Raw genomic sequence first — 18,073 nt, forward strand, 5'->3', positions numbered from 1 at the left:
GGCTGTAAAGCGCCCTATAATACCAATGATGAAGCCAACCAATCTGATTATTCTCGTATTGTTCTACTCCCGCCATGGCGCCACGCGCCAGCTGGCCGAACTGATTGCGCAAGGCGTGGAAAGCGTACCGGGCTGCGATGCGCGGCTGCGCACCGTGCCGGCCGTCTCCACGGTGGCCGAAGCGACCCAGCCGGAAGTCCCGGCCGACGGCGCGCCGTATGTGGAACTGGACGACCTGCAGGAATGCGCGGGCCTGGCGCTGGGCTCGCCCACGCGCTTCGGCAATATGGCCGCCGCCATGAAGTACTTCTGGGATGGCACGGCCAGCGACTGGCTGTCCGGCAGCCTGTCCGGCAAGCCTGCCTGCGTGTTCACGTCCACCGGCAGCCTGCACGGCGGCCAGGAATCGACCCTGCTGTCGATGATGATCCCGCTGTTCCACCACGGCATGCTGGTGATGGGCCTGCCCTATACCCATCCCGAGCTGATGACCACCTCCACCGGTGGCTCGCCGTATGGCGCCACGCACTGGTCCGGCATCGCCGGCGACAAGGCCATCAGCGACGACGAAAAGCGCCTGGCGCTGGCGCTGGGCCGCCGCCTGGCAGAAAACGCCGTCAAGCTTGCGGGCGCATGATGCACGGCGCGCTGCACAAGTATTTTCACTGGGGCGCGATGGCCAGCCTGGCCGTGCTGATCGTCTGGTGCGTGCTGTGGGAAATGGTCATCGCGCCGCTGAAACCGGGCGGCTCGTGGCTGGCCCTGAAGGCCGTGCCGCTGCTGATCCCCCTGTACGGCGTGATCAAGCGCGACGTGTACACCCTGCAGTGGTCGTCGATGGTCATCCTCCTGTATTTCACGGAAGGCGTGGTGCGCGGCTACAGCGACACCAGCCCCGCTTCGGCCTTCATGGCCTGGGGCGAAGCGATCATCGTCTGCGTCTATTTCTGCTGCGCCCTGCTGTACCTGCGTCCGTATAAAAAAGCGGCCAAGCGCATGGCGAAGGAATTGCTGGAAAAAGTAAATAAGGTCAATATCAAAAAATGAGCGATCGTGCCGACTTCCTTGCCGCCTGCCGCGAACTGCTGGGCGACACCCATGTACTGACCGAGGCTGGCGACATGGCGCCGTTCCTGACCGACTGGCGCGACCGGTTTACGGGCGTGGCGCTGGCCGTGCTGCGCCCCGGCTCGGTGGAACAGGTGTCCGCCATCATGCGCGCCTGCAGCCAGTGGGCGATACCGGTAGTGCCGCAAGGCGGCAATACGGGCCTGGTGCTGGGCAGCATACCGGACGCGTCGGGCACGGCCGTGGTGCTGTCGCTGGCGCGCCTGAACACGATCCGCCAGATCGACCCTGTCAACCGCACCATCACGGTCGACGCGGGCTGCATCCTGCAGACCATCCAGGAGGCGGCCACTGCCGCCGGCTGCCTGTTTCCGCTGTCGCTGGCGGCCGAAGGCAGCTGCACCATCGGCGGCAACCTGGCCACCAATGCGGGCGGCACGGCGGTGCTGCGCTATGGCAATACACGCGAGCTGTGCCTGGGTTTGGAAGTGGTCACGCCGCAGGGCGAAGTCTGGTCCGGCCTGCGCGGCCTGCGCAAGGACAATACCGGCTACGACTTGCGCGACCTGTATATCGGCGCCGAAGGGACGCTGGGCGTGATCACCGGCGCCGTGATGAAGCTGTATCCGCAGCCGAAAGCGAGCATTACGGCGCTGGCCGCCCTGGCCTCGCCAGGCCACGCGCTGCGTCTGTTGAGCCTGATGCAGGACCATTGCGGCGCCAGCCTGACGGGCTTCGAGCTGATGTCGCACTACTGTTTGCAACTGGTGGCCGAGCAGTTCGCGCAGCTGCCGCGCCCGTTCGCGCAGCCGCATGGCCAGTACGTCTTGCTGGAATTGTCCAGCAGCCAGTCCGAAGCGCATGCGATCGAACTGCTGGAGGCCAGCATCGGCGCGGCGCTGGAAAACGAACTGATCGAGGACGCCGTGGTCGCCAGTTCGGTGGCGCAAAGCGAAGGCCTGTGGCAGCTGCGCGAGCATATTCCGCTGGCCCAGGCGCAGGCAGGCAAGAATATCAAGCACGATATCTCGCTGCCGATCTCCCGCATCGCCGACTTCATTGCCGTCACCGACGTGGCGCTGGAAGCGGCGTTCCCCGGCTGCCAGCTGGTGTGCTTTGGCCACCTGGGCGACGGCAACCTGCATTACAACGTGGCGCCGCCAGCGGGCATGACGGACCGCGATTTTCTGGCCAACCAGGACGCCATCAACCGCATCGTGCATGACCAGGTTCACGGCTTTGGCGGCTCCATCTCGGCCGAACACGGCGTCGGCGCGCTGAAAAAGGCCGATCTGGCCCGCTACAAGTCGCCGCTGGAACTGCAGCTGATGCGCGCCGTCAAGCAGGCGCTCGATCCGCAGAACATCATGAACCCGGGGAAGATATTGTGAAAGCGTTAGCCTTGCTGCTATTGGCAGCAGCCAGTACTGCCAGCGCGCAGACCGTCTACAAATGCGTGCAGGACGGCCAGACCAGCTACAGCGAAGCGCCGTGCGCGGCCGGCCAGCTGCAGATCATCGAGGTGCCGCCCCCGCCGCCAGCCGTCGACAAGGGCGCCGCCACGCGCCAGGAGCGCGTCGCCAGCCAGCTCGAATCGGTGCGCAAGCAGCGCGAAGCACGCGAAGACCAGGCGCGCGCGCGCGGCGCGCAGCAGGCCGAGGTACGTGAAAAACGCTGCGCCCAGCTGCGCCTGGAGCAGAAATGGGCGGCGCAGGACGCCGTCGGCGCCGCTGACCGCAACCGCGATGCGGCACAGCTGAAAGTGCGCCGCGCCGGCGAAAAACTCGCCATCGAATGCCTGCATTGAGCGCGCCCGCCAGCGGAACCGCTGCCTCCTCGCAAAGACTGCTGTCGCGCTGGCTGCTGCTGGGTGAATGGCGCGCCCACCCGGTGCGCGCGCTGGTCGCCATCCTGGCCATTGCCATCGGCGTATCGCTGGGCTTTGCCATCCACCTGATCAACGCGGCCGCCTTCAACGAGTTCTCCACCGCCGTCAAGAGTTTGTCCGGCCAGGCTGATGTGCAGGTGGCCGGGCGCGAAGCGCTGTTCGATGAAAGCATCTATCCGCAGCTGGCGCAGCGCGATGGCGTGGCCGTCGCCTCGCCGGTGCTCGAACTCAATGCCGGCGTCGCCGGTGGAACGGAAAAAAGCGGCACGCCGCTGCAGATCCTGGCGCTCGACGTGTTTCGGGTTGGCTTCATCTCGCCCGACCTGATCGGCGCGCCTGCTGACGGCCAGCCGTTCGACACGCTGGCCGACGACGCCATCTTTCTGTCGCCGGCCGCGCTGCGCTGGCTGGAGCTGGCGCAAGGCGAGCAGCTGGCGCTCAAATCCGGCACCGGCAGCGTCTCGCTGCGCGTGGCCGGCTCGCTGCAGCGCGCGCGTGCCGGCCAGCGCATCGCCGTGATGGATATCGGCGCGGCCCAGTGGCGCTTCAACAAGCTGGGCAAGCTGTCGCGGATCGACCTGAAACTGCGCAATGGCGTGAACCGCGACGCGTTCCAGGCGCAACTGGCGCGCGACCTCGAAGCGCAGTATCCGGGGCGCTTCCGTGTCGGCCAGCCCAACGATGAAAACCAGAACAGCCGCAACAATAACCTCAGCCGCGCCTACCGCGTCAACCTGACCGTGCTGGCGCTGGTGGCCCTGTTTACCGGCGCCTTTCTCGTGTTTTCCACCCAGGCGCTGTCCGTGATCCGCCGCCGCAGCCAGTTTGCGCTGCTGCGCGTGCTGGGCATGGAGCGCGCTTCCTTGCTGCGCCAGGTGCTGCTCGAAGGCGCCAGCCTGGGCGTGGTCGGCGCGGCGCTGGGCATTGCGGCAGGCTACGCGCTGGCCGCCGTGGCGCTGCGCTTTTTTGGCGGCGACCTGGGCGCCGGCTACTTTGCGGGCGTGCAGCCGCAGGTGCAATTCACGCCGGTCGCCGCCATCGTCTATTTTGCGCTGGGCCTGGGCGTGGCCCTGCTGGGCTGCGCCGCCCCCGCGCTGGAAGCGGCGCGCGCGGCGCCGGCCATCGCCTTGAAATCGGGTAGCGAGGAAGCGGTCACCACGCGCCTGGCCAAGACCTGGCCGGCGCTGGCCTGCCTGGCGCTCGCCGGCTTGCTGACATTGCTGCCGCCCGTCTTCGAGCTGCCGCTGTTCGGCTACCTGTCGATCGCCCTGCTGCTGATCGGCGCGATTGCGCTGATGCCGCAGCTGGCGGCGGTGGTGTTCCATTTCCTGAACCGCCTCTGGCTGCGCACGACGATCAGCGCCCGTTCGCCGGTGCCGAGCCTGACCCTGGCGCGCCTGGCCAATGCATCCGGCCAGGCCGGCATCGCACTCGGTGGCGTGCTGTCGAGCTTCAGCCTGATGGTGGCGATGGCCATCATGGTGTCGAGTTTCCGCGTCTCGGTCGACGACTGGCTGTTGCAGGTGCTGCCGGCCGACGTGTATGTGCGCGCCTCCGCCGGCGGCAATACTTCGGGCCTCGATCCGCGCGAACAGGCGGCCGTTACCGCCCTGCCCGGTGTGGCGCGGGCCGACTTCCAGCGCCTGCGCAGCGTGTCGCTGGCGGCCGACCGGCCCAATGTGGTGCTGATCGCGCGCCCGATCAACCTGCAGGATCCGGGCAAGAGCCTGGTGCTGGTGGGCGATACCCTGCCTGTTCCGCCCGGTGCGAAACCGGTCTGGCTGTCCGAGGCCACGGCCGACCTGTACAGCCGCAAGCCCGGCCAGACGATTGCCCTGCCGCTGGCCGGCGGCCTGCACGAGTTTTATATCGCCGGCATCTGGCGCGACTACGCGCGCTCGAGCGGCTCGATCCAGATGCCGCTCGACGCCTACCGCGCCATCACGCAAGACATGGATGTCAGCGACGCGGCCATCTGGCTGGCCAAAGGCAGCAGCGCCGCCAGCCTGCAGCAAGGCCTGAAAGCGCTGCCGTTCGGCGACAGCCTGGAAGTGTCGGAGCCGTCCGCGATCCGGGCGCTCAGCCTGCAGATTTTTGACCGCAGCTTTGCCGTCACCTATCTGCTCGAGGCGATTGCCATCGTCATCGGCCTGTTCGGCGTGGCCGCCACGTTTTCGGCGCAGACGCTGGCGCGCGCGCGCGAATTCGGCATGCTGCGCCATGTGGGCGTCACGCGCGGGCAGATTCTCGGCATCCTGGCGCTCGAAGGCGGCGCGCTGACGGCGCTGGGCATTGCCACCGGTTTCGTGCTGGGCCTGCTGATCAGCTTTGTGCTGGTGTTTATCGTCAATCCGCAATCGTTCCACTGGACCATGCAGCTGCACCTGCCGTGGCCCTTGATCGCCACCGTCGCCGGCGCGCTGCTGGCCGCTGCCGCCGCCACCGCGCTGGTCTCGGGCCGCCAGGCACTGTCCGGTGGTCCCATTCGCGCCGTCAGGGAGGACTGGTAATGCGCCGTTCGATTTTGTTATTGCTGGCGCTGGCCCTGCCGGTTTTCGCCGCGCCGCCCGCGTTTGCACCGGTCACTGCGCTGCCGGCCGGCCAGTCCTTGACACTGCCGCACGACTTCGGTGCCCATCCCGCCTATAAAACGGAATGGTGGTACGCCACCGGCTGGGTCAGGACGGCTGGCGGCGAGCAGCTGGGCTACCAGGTTACATTCTTTCGCAGCGCCACCGCCACCGATGCGGACAACCCCAGCGCGTTCGCGCCCAGGCAGCTGATTATCGGCCATGCGGCGCTGTCGGATCCGAAGCTGGGCAAGCTGCTGCACGATGAAAAGAGCGCGCGCGAAGGTTTTGGGCTGGCCTATGCCAAGGTGGGCGACACCGACGTCAAGCTCGATGGCTGGCGCATGCAGCGCCAGCCTGACGGCAGCTACCAGGTGGCGCTGGCGGCGCGCGACTTCAACTTGCAGCTGACACTGGCGCCCACGCAGCCGGTACTGCTGCAGGGCGAAGGCGGTTTTTCACGCAAGGGGCCCCTGCCCGCACAGGCCAGCTACTACTACAGCGTGCCGCAGCTCGCTACCCGTGGCACCATCGCGCGCAACGGCGGCAAGCCGGAGGCGGTGACGGGCACTACCTGGCTCGATCACGAGTGGTCGAGCCAGGTGCTCGATGCAAACGCCAGCGGCTGGAACTGGCTGGGCGCCAACCTCGATGACGGCGGCGCCCTGATGGCCTTCCAGATCCGCAGCACGACAGGTGCTAAACTATGGGCCCATGCCAGCTGGCGCGATGCGTCCGGCAAGGTGACGCAGTTCGCGCCGGGCGAGGTCGATTTCACGCCCACGCAGCTGTGGCGCTCGCCGCGCACCAGGGCCGAATACCCGGTCGCCACCGAAATTCGCACCGGCGCCACGCGCTGGCAGGTCACGCCATTGCAGCCGGACCAGGAACTCGATTCGCGCCGCTCGACGGGGGCCGTGTACTGGGAAGGCGCGGTGACGGTCAAGCGCGACGGCCAGCCGGCCGGCCACGCCTATCTGGAAATGACGGGGTATGTGGCGCCGATGAAGCTGTAATGACCAGCAGTACCCAATATGTAATCAAAGCGAAGACCAATGACAACCAGCACCGAAGCAAGCAGCACCGACAAGACCCCCTCCGCCAGCACCAGCGCGACCGGCAGCAGCCGCGAACTGCAAAAAGGCAGCCTGGCCGCCTTCAAGGGCCTGATGCCCTTCCTGACGCCCTACCGCAAGCAGTTCATCCTGGCCGGCATCGCGCTGGTGGTAGCGGCCGCCTCCACGCTGGCCATACCCGCCGCGTTCAAGCAGATGATCGACCTGGGTTTCGGCGGTGCGGCCGGCTCGAAAAGCATCCAGCACGTCGACCTGGTATTCCTGGCGCTGTTCGGCGTGGCTTCGATCCTGGCGCTGGCCACGGCCGCGCGTTTCTATACCGTGTCGTGGCTGGGCGAGCGCGTCACGGCCGACATCCGCAGCGCCGTGTACCGCCACGTCGTCACGCAAAGCCCCGAGTTCTTTGAAACCACGCAGACCGGCGAAGTGCTGTCGCGCATTACCACCGACACCACCCTGATCCAGGCCGTGGTCGGCACCAGCATCTCGATGGCGCTGCGCAATGTGCTGCTGTTCCTCGGCGGCCTGGTGATGCTGTTCGTCACCAGCGCCAAGCTGGCCGGCATCATTATCGGCCTGCTGGTGCTGGTGATCGTGCCCATCATCGTGTTCGGCCGCAAGGTACGCAAGCTGTCGCGCGATTCGCAGGACCGCATCGCCGACGCCTCGGCCATGGCCGGCGAAATCCTCAACGCCATGCCCACCGTGCAGGCGTTTACGCACGAAAAAATCGAATCGAAACGCTTCGGCGACTCCGTCGAAGGCGCCTTCATGACAGCCATGCGCCGCATCCGCGCGCGCGCCCTGCTGACCATGATCGCCATCCTGCTGGTGTTCGGCACCATCGTGTTCGTGCTGTGGCTCGGTGCGCGCGCCGTGCTCGACGGCTCGATGACGGGTGGCGACCTGGGCCAGTTCATCCTGTACGCCTCCATCGTGGCCGGCGCCATCGGCGCGCTGTCCGAAGTGATGGGCGAAGCACAGCGCGCGGCCGGCGCCACCGAGCGCCTGCTGGAACTGATGGCCGTCAAATCGGACATCATGTCGCCCGCCGCCCCGCTGGCCCTGCCGGCGCGCGCCGCCAACGGCGCCGCCCTGGGCCTGGACGACGTGATGTTCTCGTATCCGTCGCGCCCGGACACGGCCGCCCTGGACCATGTCAGCCTCGATATCCGCGCCGGCGAAACGGTGGCCGTGGTGGGCCCGTCGGGCGCCGGCAAGACCACGCTGTTCCAGCTGTTCCTGCGCTTCTACGATCCGCAAAGCGGCAGCATCCGCCTCGATGGCGTCGATATCCGGCAGCTGGACCTGCATACGCTGCGCGACGCGATCGGCATCGTGCCGCAGGACACCGTGATCTTTTCAAACGACGCAATGGAAAACATCCGCTATGGCCGCGCCAATGCCACCGACGAGGAAGTGATCGCGGCGGCGAAAATGGCGGCCGCCCACGAATTCATCGAGCGCCTGCCGAACGGCTACAAGTCGTTCCTTGGCGAGCGCGGCGTGCGCCTGTCCGGCGGCCAGCGCCAGCGCATCGCGATCGCGCGCGCGCTGCTGAAAAACCCGCCGCTGCTGCTGCTCGACGAGGCGACCAGCGCGCTCGACGCCGAATCGGAACGCCTGGTGCAAAAGGCGCTGGAAGCGGCCATGGTTGGCCGCACCACCGTCATCATCGCGCACCGCCTGGCCACCGTGCAGCGCGCCGACCGCATTATCGTGATGGAAGACGGCAAGATCGTCGAGACGGGCACGCATGCCTCGCTGGTGGCGCTCGGCGGCATCTACGCCAACCTGGCAGCGCTGCAGTTCCACAACGTGCAGATCAACTGAGTCGTGACATGAATGCTTTTTTTCACGCCAGCCTTGGCATTACCGACTTCTGGACTTTCCTGCTCGGCACCATCTTTATCGTGATCCTGCCCGGCCCCAATTCGATGTACGTCTTGTCGGTGGCCGCGCAGCGCGGCGTGCGCCCGGCCTACCAGGGCGCCTGCGGCATTTTTCTGGGCGACCTGATCTTGATGGTGCTGTCGGCCTGCGGCGTGGCTTCGCTGCTCAAAGCCAGCCCTGCGCTGTTTTACGTGGTGAAGTATATCGGCGCGGCCTACCTGGCCTGGATCGGCATGCAGATGCTGGTCGGCTGCTGGCGCAAGCTGCGCGCCAGGGACGTCGCGCACACCACGGCTGACACGCCGGTGGCGGTGAAGGAAAGCGATCCGTTTCGCAAGGCGCTGATCATCAGCCTGATGAACCCGAAGGCGATCCTGTTCTTCATCTCCTTCTTTATCCAGTTTGTCGATCCAGGCTTTTCCACGCCGGCGCTGTCGTTCGTCGGCCTGGGACTGATCTGCCAGGTGTGCAGCTTTACCTACCTGACCGCCATTATCTTTGTTGGTGCGCGCCTGGCCGAAACCTTCCGCCGCCGTCGCCGTCTGTCGGCCGGCATGGGCGGCGGCGTGGGCGCCATGTTCATCGGCTTTGGCGCCAAGCTCGCCACCGCCACACTGTAAGCACGGAGACCGCCTTGACCGATACTGAACTGCGCCAGCGCTGCCACACCGTCGTGCCGGGCCAGCGCCAGCCCACGCCCGCACAGACCTTTGCCGCCATGGCCGCGTGGTGCGAAGCGCACGACGTGGCGCACGACACCTATGGCGAAGGCGCGCTGATCGAGGCGTTCGAAAACAAGATCGCGGCGCTGCTGGGCTTCGAGTCGGCCGTGTTCTGCATCACCGGCACCATGACCCAGGTCACCGCGCTGCGGCTGGCCTGCCAGGACCGCGGCTCGCGCCTGGTGGCCCTGCATCCGACCTCGCATATCCTGCGCCACGAACGCGGCAACCATGAGCTGCTCGACCATTTCAAGGCGCTGTTCATCGGCGACCCGCACCGTCCATGGACGGCGGACGACCTGCGCGCCGTGCCCGATGCGCTGGGCGCGGCGCAGGTGGAACTGCCGATGCGCGAGATCGGCGGCCAGTGCCCGTCATGGGATGAACTGAACGAGATCAAGCACCACTGCCGCGACAACAATATTCATCTGCACATGGACGGCGCGCGGCTGTGGGAAACCCGGGCGGCTTTCGGCCAGCCGCTGGACGCGATCTGCGACGGCTTCGATTCCGTGTATGTGTCGCTGTACAAGGGCATTGCGGGCCTGGGCGGCGCCGTGCTGGCCGGCAGCCCGTCATTCGTTGCCCGCGCCCGCGCGTGGTTCCACCGCCAGGGCGGCAATATCGTGCACCGCACGCCGTATGTGGTGGCCGCGGCAATGCAGTTCGACGCGCGCCTGGCCGCCATGCCGCAGTATTTTGCGCGCACGCAGTGGCTGTACCGGGTGCTGAAGGATTACCCGGCGATCGCCGTCAATCCGGCCCGGCCGCAGGCCAATATGCTGCATTTGCATCTGCCCGTCTCGCGAGAACGGGCGATCGCGATCCGCAACCAGGTGGCTGAAGAGCACGGCATCTGGCTGTTCGGGCGCGCCAGCCATGGCGCGTTGCCGAACCACAGCGTGGTGGAATGGTATGTGGGGGATCAGTTGCTGGAAATGGCCGATGACACGGTGCGCAAGGCGCTGGATTTGCTGGTCGCCGGATTTCAACCCTGAACCCATGAAGAGCCGGGGTCGGACCCTGAGGGTCCGACCCCAGTTTTGCCGCGGGGTTTGAACGCTTGAAACTTGTAGACATGCAGGTCGGGTTAGCCCCGCAGCGCGTAACCCGACACCGCCATTACAGCGGGCGCAGGTCGGATTAGCCCGAAGGGCGTAATCCGACACCACCGGCAAACTCGCTTAAAACTTGTAGTTGTAAGCCAGTCCCAGCAACTGCATGCGGGTCTTGAACAGGCCCTTGGTGGTTTCGCCATTGCCGGTGCAGCCGGTCGTCACCGGCGAGCACAGGTTGGTGTAGTTGACCGCCGCATCCTTGAAGTCGATGAAGCTGTAGGCCAGGTCCAGCGAGGAATTGGCGTCCAGCTTCCAGTTCGCGCCGATCGAGTACTGCATGCGGTCGCTGTCCGGCAGCGCCGGGTGGCGCAGTTCGGCGCTGCGCACGGGCGCCTGGTCGTGGGCGATACCGGCGCGCAGCAGCAGATTGCTGCTGTACTTGTAGTTGGTGCCCAGCGAAACGCGGTAGGTGTCTTTCCACTGCTGGCGTATGCGCTCGTCGCCTTCGGCCGTCGGCGGGAACTGGATGTCGAGGTTTTCCAGGCGCGAGGTGCGGGTCCAGGTGACGTCGCCCATCAGCGCCCATTTGTCATCCATCTGGTGAAAGCCGTTGATCGACAGCGTTTCCGGCGTGCGCAGTTCGACCAGCGCGCCGGAATTGACCTTGCGCGAAGCGGCGGCGATAAAGGCATTGACGGCCGCGTTGTTCGACACCTGCGAAAAGTCCCACACCGTGTTGCCCTTGAGCTTGTGCGAGATCGACGAGCGGTAGGCGATACCGATGCGCGTCGCTGCGTCCATCTGGTACAGGTAGCCCAGGTTGAAGCCGAAGCCCCAGTCCTTGCCGTCCATCTCGGCGTGGCCGTCTTTCGCGCCCACCAGCGCGGCGCCGGCAGCCTGCGCCGCAGCCAGGCCCTGGGTGCGGGCGATATTGGCCAGGAATGCCTGCGAGGTAGCCGGCGCGTGCTGTGCCAGGAACGCCACGGAACCCGGTACGTCGACGGCCTGGCCCAGTTCGGCCTTCATGAATTCGGCGGTCACGCCGAAGCCGAACGAGTGGTGCTCGTTGACCTTGAACGCGACGGAAGGATTCAATGCGATTGCTTCGAGCTTGATATTGCTGATCGCGTAGCGGCCGCTCCACTCGTTGCCGTAATCGAGCTTGGCGCCGTACGGCACGAACAGGCCGGCGCCGACGGTCCACTGGTCGTTGATCTTCTTGCTGGCATACAGGGCCGGTGCGAACACGGCGTCCGGTGCGTAATCCTTGGTGGTGCCGCCGGGCGTACGGTTGGTGAAAGTTGTCGATCCCGTGTCCTGGAACGAGGAATGCGGCAGCACCAGAGTGCCGCCGCCCAGCAGCTGCGTGCCTTCCAGGCGCGACATGCCGGCCGGGTTGTAGAAAATGGTCGAGGCGTCGGACGCTTCGGCGCCATTGGCGTCGGCGCTACCCTGGCCGGACACGCTTTGCGAGCCGAAACGGTAGCCCGAAGCCTGGGCGGTGGTGGACAGGCCGGCCAATGCGGCGGCGATGATCAGTGGCAGATACGATGGTTTCAAGTGAGTCTCTCTTTATCATTGTCATGCTTGGTGTGTGTCGTGCATGGCGACCGCGACTCCAATCACGGTCGGCACCGCCGAAGCATATAATATTTTCGAAAATAAAGCGAACGGTCGCTCTATTTTACGAAGCGAGAGAAAATGGCGGGTGCGTGCGGGCCGGATGCTCGATCAGGAAGCGCTTGAGCATCAGCTCGAGCATCTGCTCGGCCGGCACCGGCCGCGAGATGAAATAGCCCTGCACTTCATTGCACTGCAACGCGTGCAGCATGTCGAGCTGTTCGCGCGTTTCCACGCCTTCGGCCACCACGCTCATGCCCAGCGCATGGGCCATCGAGACGATCGCGCGCACGAATACTTCGCCCTGCTCCGAGCGGCCCAGCTCCATGGTGAAGGCGCGGTCGATCTTCAGGCCGTCCATGGCGAACTTCTGCAGCTGCGACAGCGACGAATAGCCGGTGCCGAAATCGTCGACCAGCAGGCGCACGCCCAGCGCGCGGATGGCCGCCAGCTGCTCCACCGCGCGGTTCTGTTCATCCATCATGGCCGACTCGGTGATCTCGACTTCGATCAGCTGCGCGTCGATGCCATGCCGCGACAGCGCGGAGGCCAGCACCCGGTGCACGTCGCCGCGGCCGAACTGGCGCGCCGAGACGTTGATGGAAACAGGCACCAGCTGCAGGCCATAGGTCTTCCAGCGCGCCATCTGCTGGCACACCTTTTCGATCACCACTTCGCCCAGCTGCGAAATCAGGCCGCTACTTTCGGCCACCGGGATGAATTCCAGCGGCGGTACCATGCCATGCACGGGATGCTGCCAGCGCACCAGCGCCTCCATGCTGCACAGGCGGCCGCTCATGGTGTCGACGCGCGGCTGGTAGACGACCAGGAATTCATCCTGCTCCAGCGCGGTGACCAGGCTCTGTTCCAGTTCGCGCCGGTGGCGGATGGTTTCGAACAGGGCCGGCTGGAAGAAGCGGTGATGGCCCTTGCCCGCTGTCTTGACCGCGTACATGGCGATATCGGCATTCTTCATCAGCACTTCGGTTTCGGCGCCATCGCGCGGATACACGCTGATGCCGATCGAGGCGCCCATCTTGTGGCGCTCCGCGCCCAGGTAGAACGGCTCGTCGAAGGCGATGGCGATGCGCTGCGCCACCTGCTCGGCGCGGCTGTCGTCTTCGACCGGATCGAGCAGCACCACGAATTCATCGCCGCCGAGGCGCACCACATGGTCGCCGGGACGCAGCACGGCGTTCAGGCGCAGCGAGGCGGCGCGCAGCACCTTGTCGCCTTCGGCATGGCCCTGCGTGTCGTTGATGTCCTTGAAGCCGTCGAAGTCGATGAACAGCAGCGCCAGCATATGGCCACCGAGCGCCGCGCGCGCCAGCGCGCCGGGCAGGAACTGCTGCAGCCAGTAGCGGTTCGGCAACCCGGTCAGGCCGTCCTCGTTGGCCACGCGCCGCAGGTCCTGCTCGTGCAGCTTGGCCGCGCTGATATCCTGCAAGGTGACGGCCAGCCGGTCGCCGCTGCGCACCAGGCGCCGGCGTATCCAGCGCAGCTTGAACGGATTGCCGTCGGCCAGTTCGATTTCCTCCTCCGAAAAGCCGGACACCATGGCGGCCCGGTAGTTGTGCATCAGGTCGCGGAAATACGGCTCGTGCGCGCGCGACTGCAGCCGCATGCCCAGCAGCTGCTCGCGGCGCACACCGAAGAAGTCCGCGCCCGGCTCGTTGCAGTCGACCAGTTCGAAATCTATGATCACGCCGTCGGCATTGCGCAGCGCGGCGATGATGTAAAAGCCGTCGCTGGTGCCCTCGGTGGCCATGCGGTAGGCATTGCGCACGCCTTCGGACTGGTGATGGCGCCAGGCCAGGCGCAGCGACAGCCCGGTGGCGATACAGGTAAACGCCAGCAGCAGCAGGCTCACGGCCGTGGCGATGCCCAGATAAATCGTGCGCGTTTCCTGGTACGGCTGCAGCACCTGCGTGTCGGCCAAACCGACCACCGCCGTGAACGGATAGGCTTTCAGCGCGTGCCAGCCGACATAGCGGTTCTGCGCGTCGGCAAACGCCGTGCGCCCACCCGACTGCATGGCGCCGCTGTCGGTGTCGAGGAAACCGGTATCGAGAAACGGCGCGCCTTCGGGCACCAGCACGGTCGAACCCAGGCGCACGCTGAACAGCTCGCCCTCCTCGCCGACCATGGCCGACATGCCCAGCTTGCCGAAATTGACGCTGTCGTAGAATTCGGAAAAATAGGCGGAGCGCACCGAGATCAGCAGCACACCGTCGAAATTGCCGTCGGCGTCGTCCAGCCGGCGCGTAAAATGCACCAGCGTGCCGGCACCGCTTTGCCCTTCCCTGCCCAGCGCGATGCGCAAGGCGCTCGAATTGCTGCGCCAGTGACGCAGCAGAAAGTCGCTGCGCTCGGTATCGCGCAGGCGCTGCATGGGCGCGGTACTGGTGACGGCCTGGCCCTTGCGGTCAAAAATGGCCACCAGCGCAAACTGCGGCATCGCATACATGCCGCGCGTCTTGAGCTGCTCCAGGCGCAGCTTGCCATGGGCATTTTCCCATTCATACTTGAGCTGCAAGGTCAGCTGGTCCATCTGCTCGACCGTGCGCAGCAGATACTGGCTGTAGGCACGCGACAGCGAGGCCACATTGCCCAGCGCCTGCTGCTGCGCGACCTTTTTTTCCGCCTGCAGCTGCAGCAGGGTCGCCGTCCACAGCACGGCCGCCAGCGCCAGGCCCAGCAAGGGCCAGGCCAAGATCAGGCGCAAATTGGCCTTGAGAAAATCGGCCTTGCGCATCTCCACCATGGCAGTGTGATGCCGATCAAAAAATTGTCGCAAAAACATGGTACGCAGGGAGCCGTTTCTTATTATTTCTTTGTGAACACATAAGTTACCACAGAGTCATATGTGCAAGCCAATTTAACATGCGGCCGAAGGGCCTTTCCGTGGCCCGCCAGGCCGCTGCGTTACAATCACCATCCTTACCGTTGGAGCGTACCATGCAGCAATATCAAGATTTGATCAAGACCGTCCTCGACACCGGCAGTTGGCAAGACAACCGCACCGGCATCCGTACCCTGAGCGTGCCCGGCGCCATGATGCGGTTCGACCTGGCCGCCGGTTTTCCGGCCGTGACGACCAAGAAACTGGCGTTCAAATCCGTGATCGGCGAACTGTGCGCCTTCCTGCGCGCCTCGCGCAATGCGGCCGAGTTCCGCGCGCTGGGCTGCAAGGTATGGGACCAGAACGCGAATGAAAACGCGCAGTGGCTGGCCAACCCGTACCGCGAAGGCGAGGACGACCTCGGGCCCGTGTACGGCGTGCAGTGGCGCCAGTGGCCCGCCTACAAATTGCTCGATGCGGATCAGCCGGCGCAGATCGCCGACGCGCAGGCCAACGGCTATACGCTGGTAGCCCCCATCGCCGAGGACGGCGTGCAGAAAGTGCTTCTTTACAAGGCGGTCGACCAGCTGCGCGAATGCCTGGACACCATCATGAACAATCCGGGCAGCCGCCGCATCCTGTTCCACGGCTGGAACCCGGCCGTGCTGGACGCCGTCGCCCTGCCCGCCTGCCACTTGCTGTACCAGTTCATCCCGAATGCCAGCACGCGCGAAATCTCGCTGTGCCTGTACGTGCGCAGCAACGATATTGGCCTGGGCACGCCGTTCAATATCGCCGAAGGCGCGGCCCTGCTGCATCTGGTGGCGCGCCTGACCGGCTACACGCCGCGCTGGTTCACGTATTTCATCGGCGACGCGCACATCTATGAAAACCACCTCGACATGGTGCAGGAACAATTGAAACGCACGCCCTTCGCCGCGCCGCGTTTCGTCATTTCCGAGCGCGTGCCGGACTTTGCGAACACCGGCAAGTACGAACCGGAGTGGCTGGAAAAAATCGAGCCATCCGATTTTTCGCTGGACGGCTACGAACACCATGCGCCGATCAAGGCGGCCATGGCTGTCTGAATGCAGTAGCAAACGCGCGGTTCCGCTCTGGTTATGGAAGCGCGCCTTGCAACTGGCTGGACTTTTTCGCTCCCGCCTTTAATAGTTCCTGCATGATGGCTTGATTTTTGTTCTCGATGGCTTCATCGAAGGCAGTGGTATGCAGATTCTCGTCGATGTACTCGAGATCGGCTTTTTGGGCCAGCAAAAACCTGACGTGGTCAAGATGGTTGAATCGAGCCGAATACCAGAGCACATAGCCGGTATTGCTGCCCTTGAAGTCGGCGCCGTGGCTGACCAGCAGATCAAAGACTTTCCTGGTGACTGGATTGTCGATGTCCTTGTAAGCGTTTGAAAACTTTTCAATCGAGAAAAAAGCGTGCCCGGACTGCTTCAGCGAGAACTTTAACGGTTCTCCCCTGGAAAACACCCACTGCAGCACGTTCAACCGTTGTTCCGGTGACAGTGTTTCACTATACACCGGGGCAAACACCACATCGGTCCAGTTCTGCTCATGACCGGCCTCGGCGACCGGAAAACCTTTTGTTTCCAGCTGTTCCAGCAGATCGACCCGGCCGGCCTTGCCCAGGTCCACCATCAATTCTCGGACATACCCCCATGTTTTTTCGCGGTCGGGGATCTGATCGAAATAGCCAAAGAATTCGGCAGGCGTGCCTGACCTGATCGCGTTATAAGTTTTGGTGGTCGCGCTGGCGTTGTATCGGTAATCGGATAGCTGCTTTTTGGTGATGGATCTGATTTCAGGCGAGAACAGCAACAGCGCACTGACAGCCAGAATGGCCAATGCGATTGTGGCGCCATGCCTGTTATTCGCGTACAGGAAAATCGCCAGTATCACCGTATGGACATGCACGATGCAGGCGATAACAAAGATAAAAAAGGCGATCAGCGCATCGCCGTTGGGGCCACTGCCATCACTGGCCATCGGAAACGTCTTGCGCATCAAGAACAGATAGACGACAGACAGCAAACAGCATAAAAACACGCTGGTCTTGAAATAGGCTTTCATTATTTACCGGGCCTGACATGATGGAAACAGGCAACATATTACAATATAAATATTATTTTACCTGTTCAGTACCTTCTCGATTCCTGCATATCGGAAACGCATGAGATTAACTTTCAAACACTATTTCCTGAATAATCACTTTGCTTGTAAAATCAGCAGACCGACCTAATCAGGAATACGATGGCGATCACACCACTGGCAGCACTGCACCGCAAACTGTTCGACGAAACCGATGGCGGCAAGTTCGCCACGCTCAAGGACAGGCTGATCAAGAAACACGGCGAAACCGACCGGCTGGCCGTGATGGAGATACTGAGCGACTATGCACGCGAGGGCCAGCTGCTGCACTGGCGCAGCTCACTGGTCAACTCCATCGTGGGCCTGATGCAGCCGCAAGAGCTGAAGGACTTTTTCACATGGGCCGTGACGCAACCCACGCTCGCTTACTGGGGCATCGACGGCTTGCTGAAAAGTGCTGGCAAGGAGGCGTACGGCACCGTGGTGGCGCTGGCTGTCGCGGATGCCATGCCGCGGGAAGTCAGGGCCAAGGCCGTGAAAAGCCTGGCCGTGTTCAGCCGCCAGCCATTCGACGCCGGCCTGTCGCAGGACCCCGGCCATTGGAAGCTGGACAGCCTGCGGCTCGATGACGTGCTGGCCTGGCAGCGCGCGGGCTATCCGGACGGTGCGGGCTTTGCGCCGCCAGCCACGCATGCGTCGCTGGCTGATCCTGTATCTGTGCTGGAAAAAGCCGCAGCCCGGCTGGAGAAACGGCTGGCGAAGGAACGCAAGCAGGACCAGGACCTGGCGCGTCCATCGAACTGGCTGGTCATCGCCAGCGAGGCCGACCTGGCCGCCATCGACCAGCACTGGACCTTGCCGGAACAATACCGGCGCTTCCTGGCCCGGTATTCGCCGCTGCGCGTGCATATCGACAGCAAGCGGTATTTCCAGGGTCTGAATCTGTATGGTGCGGCAGAGCTGATCAAGGCGCAGCACGGGTATGCATACAATCCCGTTGACCAGAAGGTCATTGTCGGCTGGCCGGCCAACTATGTGGTGATTGCCGATGCGGGCGCCGATCCGTATTGCCTGGATCTGTCAGCCATCGCTGACGGCGACGCCCCCGTCTACACGGCGGAACATGGTGCTGGCACCTGGGAATTCGTGCGCCATGCGGACAGTTTTGTCGACTTCCTCAAGGAAGTCGCCAAGGCCTGAAACGCCGAGGCAATTTTTCAC

General features: G+C 64.3%; 14 protein-coding genes. 11 read left to right on the forward strand and 3 right to left on the reverse strand.

From position 1 onward, the window contains the following. Window positions 1–28 precede the first annotated feature (28 nt). The 9 genes from wrbA to RTQ46_RS09015 are packed head-to-tail and all read left to right on the forward strand — an operon-like array spanning window position 29 to window position 10,215. Window positions 29–637 carry an NAD(P)H:quinone oxidoreductase gene (gene wrbA, locus RTQ46_RS08975; protein WP_312436105.1) on the forward strand — a complete coding sequence of 203 codons (609 nt, stop codon included), beginning with the start codon at window positions 29–31 and terminating at the stop codon, window positions 635–637. After that, window positions 637–1,047, forward strand: a complete 411-nt coding sequence (locus tag RTQ46_RS08980; RefSeq protein ID WP_312436106.1) for a DUF2069 domain-containing protein — start codon at window positions 637–639, stop codon at window positions 1,045–1,047. The genes wrbA and RTQ46_RS08980 overlap by 1 nt, the downstream gene beginning before the upstream one ends. Then, the gene (locus tag RTQ46_RS08985; protein WP_312436004.1) at window positions 1,044–2,459 is read left to right on the forward strand and encodes an FAD-binding oxidoreductase; all 1,416 of its coding nucleotides are present in this window, start codon (window positions 1,044–1,046) and stop codon (window positions 2,457–2,459) included. The genes RTQ46_RS08980 and RTQ46_RS08985 overlap by 4 nt, the downstream gene beginning before the upstream one ends. Next, window positions 2,456–2,875, forward strand: coding sequence for a DUF4124 domain-containing protein (locus tag RTQ46_RS08990; RefSeq protein WP_312436005.1), 420 nt, complete (start codon window positions 2,456–2,458; stop codon window positions 2,873–2,875). The genes RTQ46_RS08985 and RTQ46_RS08990 overlap by 4 nt, the downstream gene beginning before the upstream one ends. Further along, a complete protein-coding gene (locus RTQ46_RS08995; protein ID WP_312436006.1) occupies window positions 2,863–5,466 on the forward strand; it encodes an FtsX-like permease family protein in 2,604 nt (867 codons plus the stop codon). Before RTQ46_RS08990 ends, RTQ46_RS08995 begins: the two co-directional genes overlap by 13 nt. Next, on the forward strand, window positions 5,466–6,542 hold the full coding sequence (locus tag RTQ46_RS09000; RefSeq protein ID WP_312436008.1) for a carotenoid 1,2-hydratase: 1,077 nt from the start codon (window positions 5,466–5,468) through the stop codon (window positions 6,540–6,542). Before RTQ46_RS08995 ends, RTQ46_RS09000 begins: the two co-directional genes overlap by 1 nt. A gap of 39 nt (window positions 6,543–6,581) precedes the next feature. Then, window positions 6,582–8,435 (forward strand): ABC transporter transmembrane domain-containing protein, encoded by a 1,854-nt coding sequence (locus RTQ46_RS09005; RefSeq protein ID WP_312436009.1) that lies wholly within the window; start codon window positions 6,582–6,584, stop codon window positions 8,433–8,435. A gap of 8 nt (window positions 8,436–8,443) precedes the next feature. Further along, window positions 8,444–9,115, forward strand: a complete 672-nt coding sequence (leuE, locus tag RTQ46_RS09010; protein ID WP_312436011.1) for a leucine efflux protein LeuE — start codon at window positions 8,444–8,446, stop codon at window positions 9,113–9,115. A 14-nt stretch (window positions 9,116–9,129) separates the two neighbouring features. Continuing rightward, on the forward strand, window positions 9,130–10,215 hold the full coding sequence (locus tag RTQ46_RS09015; protein ID WP_312436012.1) for a threonine aldolase family protein: 1,086 nt from the start codon (window positions 9,130–9,132) through the stop codon (window positions 10,213–10,215). A gap of 186 nt (window positions 10,216–10,401) precedes the next feature. On the opposite strand, the gene RTQ46_RS09020 is transcribed toward RTQ46_RS09015, so the two are convergent. Together RTQ46_RS09020 and RTQ46_RS09025 are read right to left on the reverse strand one after the other, a co-directional pair. After that, entirely contained in the window at window positions 10,402–11,835 is a 1,434-nt protein-coding gene (locus RTQ46_RS09020; RefSeq protein WP_312436013.1) for an OmpP1/FadL family transporter, read from the reverse strand. Between the two features lie 124 nt (window positions 11,836–11,959). Beyond that, a complete protein-coding gene (locus RTQ46_RS09025) occupies window positions 11,960–14,659 on the reverse strand; it encodes an EAL domain-containing protein (RefSeq protein ID WP_312436015.1) in 2,700 nt (899 codons plus the stop codon). A 194-nt stretch (window positions 14,660–14,853) separates the two neighbouring features. On the opposite strand from RTQ46_RS09025, the gene RTQ46_RS09030 reads away from it, so the two are divergent. After that, window positions 14,854–15,825, forward strand: coding sequence for a thymidylate synthase (locus RTQ46_RS09030; RefSeq protein WP_312436017.1), 972 nt, complete (start codon window positions 14,854–14,856; stop codon window positions 15,823–15,825). Window positions 15,826–15,856: 31 nt separating this feature from the next. Here the strand turns inward: RTQ46_RS09030 and RTQ46_RS09035 are convergent, their stop codons facing one another. Beyond that, on the reverse strand, window positions 15,857–16,834 hold the full coding sequence (locus RTQ46_RS09035) for an ankyrin repeat domain-containing protein (protein ID WP_312436018.1): 978 nt from the start codon (window positions 16,832–16,834) through the stop codon (window positions 15,857–15,859). A gap of 180 nt (window positions 16,835–17,014) precedes the next feature. On the opposite strand from RTQ46_RS09035, the gene RTQ46_RS09040 reads away from it, so the two are divergent. Continuing rightward, a complete protein-coding gene (locus RTQ46_RS09040) occupies window positions 17,015–18,052 on the forward strand; it encodes an SMI1/KNR4 family protein (protein WP_312436019.1) in 1,038 nt (345 codons plus the stop codon). Window positions 18,053–18,073: the final 21 nt, after the last annotated feature.

Origin of the sequence: Janthinobacterium sp., from assembly GCF_031995485.1 — a bacterium.
Taxonomy (GTDB): Bacteria; Pseudomonadota; Gammaproteobacteria; order Burkholderiales; family Burkholderiaceae_D; genus Janthinobacterium.